The organism is Luteolibacter flavescens (assembly GCF_025950085.1).
GTDB lineage: Bacteria > Verrucomicrobiota > Verrucomicrobiia > Verrucomicrobiales > Akkermansiaceae > Haloferula > Haloferula flavescens.
In genome coordinates, this window is record NZ_JAPDDS010000030.1 from 1 (window position 1) to 2986 (window position 2986).

Here is a 2986-nt window from a genome sequence, read left to right on the forward strand (position 1 = left end):
GAGGCGTTCAAAGGCCAGGAGGTAGCATTGCGCCGGACAGGAGAGGACCGCTACGAGGTGTATTACTGTTGGAAGCGGATCGGGGTGGTGGATGTGGGACGACACCGGGCATGCGGGGAGACGGGTTGCGCGCCGTTGGAAGACCGGCGGATCACGACCGCTGGCAGCTGACGTGCCCAGAAGTGTAACCCATGTCCCCGAACAAGTGTAACCCATGTTTCCGGCCTTTACAGGCCACGCGGTCTCAGGAGGCTGCGGGATAGGCGGAGCCGGTCAGTGGCTTTAGCCGGTCTGGACGGGTGGGCGAGATACCTGCAAAAGCCGCGATACCGGCTGGGCCAGCTTTCGCCGCTAGGCCTGCTGGGAGCGAATGCGACCTGCTCGCGTGGACTTGCGGGTGGAGAGGCCATTCAAAGGCCGCTCCACCCGGTGCCATCGTGGTCCGCAACGGTCCGCTTGTGGTGGAAGCCGTGGTGGTGGCGGGCGGTTGCGGGGATACTTGCCTGCTGAAGCCGGTGCTCTGCCTGCGGCGCGGGCCTGGGTTGTTAGAAGCCTTCGAGTGCTTCGGTTCCCTTGTCGTTGAGCTCTTTGTTGAGTTGGCCGATGTAGGCGGTCTTGTAGAGGGTGAGGGTTTTTTCCTTGCTGTCGTGAACGGCGACAACTTTCTCGTCCGCACGGAGGGATGTGGTCCTTCCGTTGTCTGATCCTTTGCTCTTTACCCACTTGCTTCCGTTGCCATTCACCTCGAGGAGCACGTCGCGCTCGACCCAGGAAATGGAGTCGCGGTTCTCGGCGTCGGCATCTGGGGCCTCGGCGTCGATCTTCGTGAAGACGATCTGGGCTGCTTCGTCTTTCCAGAAGGTGACGAGGATGGCGAAGCCTGCCTTGTGATAGGCGATCTGGCCGTCGGCCAGGGTTGTGACTGGCTTGCCCAGCATCTTGTCGCAGGCGGGTCTGGGCATGCCGATGGCGCCGAAGTGCATGAGGGCCTTCTCGGCCTCTTTCTTTTCCTTGGCGCTCTTGTATTCGTAGAAGTCCTCGTCGGTGACGCTGAGGGTGTAGCTATCGAGATCGTAGGAGGCATAAGCCTTGTTGTCGGCGCGATTCCAGAAGTCTTCGGTCTGCTCGCTTTCTTCCCACTCCGAGTCGCCGGCACTTGCCTGGAGGGCGGCCTTGATCTCGTCACGGTAGAGGGCGGCGGGTCTTTGCTTGTCGGGGTCGAACAGGTCTTTCTCGAGTTCGGAGCTCTGGAATCTCATCCTGCCGACCTTGTCGTTCCAGAAGGTGATGACGATCTCGAAGCTACCTTTCACGTAGGTGACGTCGCCGTCATCGTCTGTTTTGACCGGTTTGCCGCAGCGTTTGTCAACGGCGGCCCTGGAGTCGCCGAGGCTGGGTATGGCGGCGGCGCGTTTGAGGTTAAAGTCTGCGACCCACTTTTCGAATGCGGGTTGGTTCTCGATGTCGAGGGTTCGGTCGGCATAGGTGGCGCGGCATTTTCCATCGGAGAGGGACCACACGATGTCGGCTCCGTCTTCATCGGGCTGGCGTGTCCATTTGAAGGTGGCGGCATTTGCCTTCAGCAGGACATCCATCTCGGCCTCGGAGAGTTGTGCGGTCTTGTCGGAGTCGAGCGGGATGTCGGACTCCTTTGCGCCGGGTGCTAGCTTGCTGAAGCGAATGAAGATGGCCTTGTCATCGAGGAAGCCGACGACGATCTCCTGGCCTCCCTTGAGGTAGATGGGATTGCCGGAGCGGGTGGTGAAGGCGACGGGCTTGCCGTAGCGGGTGTCGCACTGGGCGCGGGTCTCGCCGAGGCGGGCGGCGGCGGGGAGGGCGGTGAGGAGAAGAAGGGGGAGGATGATGCGGAGGGGGCTCATGGGATGGGTGTGGTGATATCGTTTTGGATGATGGGATGAGATAGGTGGACGGGGGAGGGTGGGGCGATCTTTTTTTCGGAGGTCGGAGGTCGGAGGTCGGAGGTCGGTTTGGTGAGCGGGCTGTTTAGGGCCAAGGGCCCGGCTGTGCTTCAGCCCGGGCCATCGGCCCGGTTTTGGGCGCGGGAATGATGGCGGCCTGAAAGGCAGCGATAGGGGGTGAGCGGCTGACGAGTGGAGAAGGGGGGCGGTGGATGATCCGGCAGGGGGGGCGTTTTGATGGGGAAGGTCGTTTCACGTATCGCTGCCCTTAAGCCGGATACCCGGGCCGATGGCCCGGCCTGAGGGATGGACGGGCCTTTGGCCCTGGGAAGGTGAAGGTGGAGGACGGAGTGATTGGATGGGACCGGCTTTCCGCCGAACCTGCCGGGGCGGCATGCGGTGGGTAGTGTTTTCCGGTGGCTGACGCCACCTGCTAGTGTTCCGTTAGGCTAGTTCTTTTCAAAAATAGGATTGCTGCTACAGTCGTTTTCATGGCCCTTGAACGACCGACCTTGCGACTGGTGTTGAGTGAAAAGGAGCGGCATGAACTCATCCGCATGGCTGAGGCGAGAAAGACGCCCCAGGCCGAAGCCCGGTGGGCAAAGGTTGTTCTGCTCAGGCTCCCGGCCCGGCAGTGATTCCTCGAATTCCTGCGCCACCCACGATGGAAGCTTCCTTTCATACCCACGCATTCCAGTTGGCTGAATCAGGTGGAACGCTTCCTCCCAAGCGTGGCTGACCTCCGAAAGGCGATCCTCGGGTATGTAGCCTCCCACAACCACGCCCCGCACCCTGCCGCTGAACAGCCACAGCGGACAGGATCTTCGAGAAGATCGAAAGCTATTGTGCCAAACTAGCCTAGACGGTGTCGTCACAAGATTTCCGCCCACATGAGCGCACAGCGCAGTTGGACCGCCGCCAGATATGAGGACGCCTTCTTGGCGTAGCGGGTTGAAATGCCCCGCCATTGCTTGAGCTTCAGGAAGGCGTTCTCCACCAGGTGCCTGATCTTGTAGAGATGCCGGTCATAGGCGCGCTGCTCCTTGCGATGGGACCGGGGTGGAATG

The 2986-nt window shown here is 61.2% G+C and carries 3 protein-coding genes and 1 pseudogene; 1 reads left to right on the top strand and 3 read right to left on the bottom strand.

What is annotated here, in order from left to right; translation table 11 throughout:
* The coding region (locus tag OKA04_RS24835) for a hypothetical protein (RefSeq protein ID WP_498049457.1) at positions 1–171 on the top strand (171 nt) is incomplete at its 5' end.
* Positions 172–545: 374 nt separating this feature from the next.
* Here the strand turns inward: OKA04_RS24835 and OKA04_RS24315 are convergent.
* The 3 genes and pseudogenes from OKA04_RS24315 to OKA04_RS24330 form a co-directional block, all read right to left on the bottom strand.
* A complete protein-coding gene (locus tag OKA04_RS24315; protein ID WP_264503831.1) occupies positions 546–1880 on the bottom strand; it encodes a hypothetical protein in 1335 nt (444 codons plus the stop codon).
* A 488-nt stretch (positions 1881–2368) separates the two neighbouring features.
* Positions 2369–2578, bottom strand: coding sequence for a hypothetical protein (locus OKA04_RS24320; RefSeq protein ID WP_264503832.1), 210 nt, complete (start codon positions 2576–2578; stop codon positions 2369–2371).
* Positions 2579–2790: 212 nt separating this feature from the next.
* Positions 2791–2986 (bottom strand): annotated as a pseudogene (locus tag OKA04_RS24330) (IS5/IS1182 family transposase); the annotation flags it as partial.

Coding starts and splice junctions, on each gene's coding strand:
- OKA04_RS24315 (WP_264503831.1), bottom strand. CDS start 1,880: ATGAGCCCCCTCCGCATCATCCTCCCCCTTCTTCTCCTCACCGCCCTC.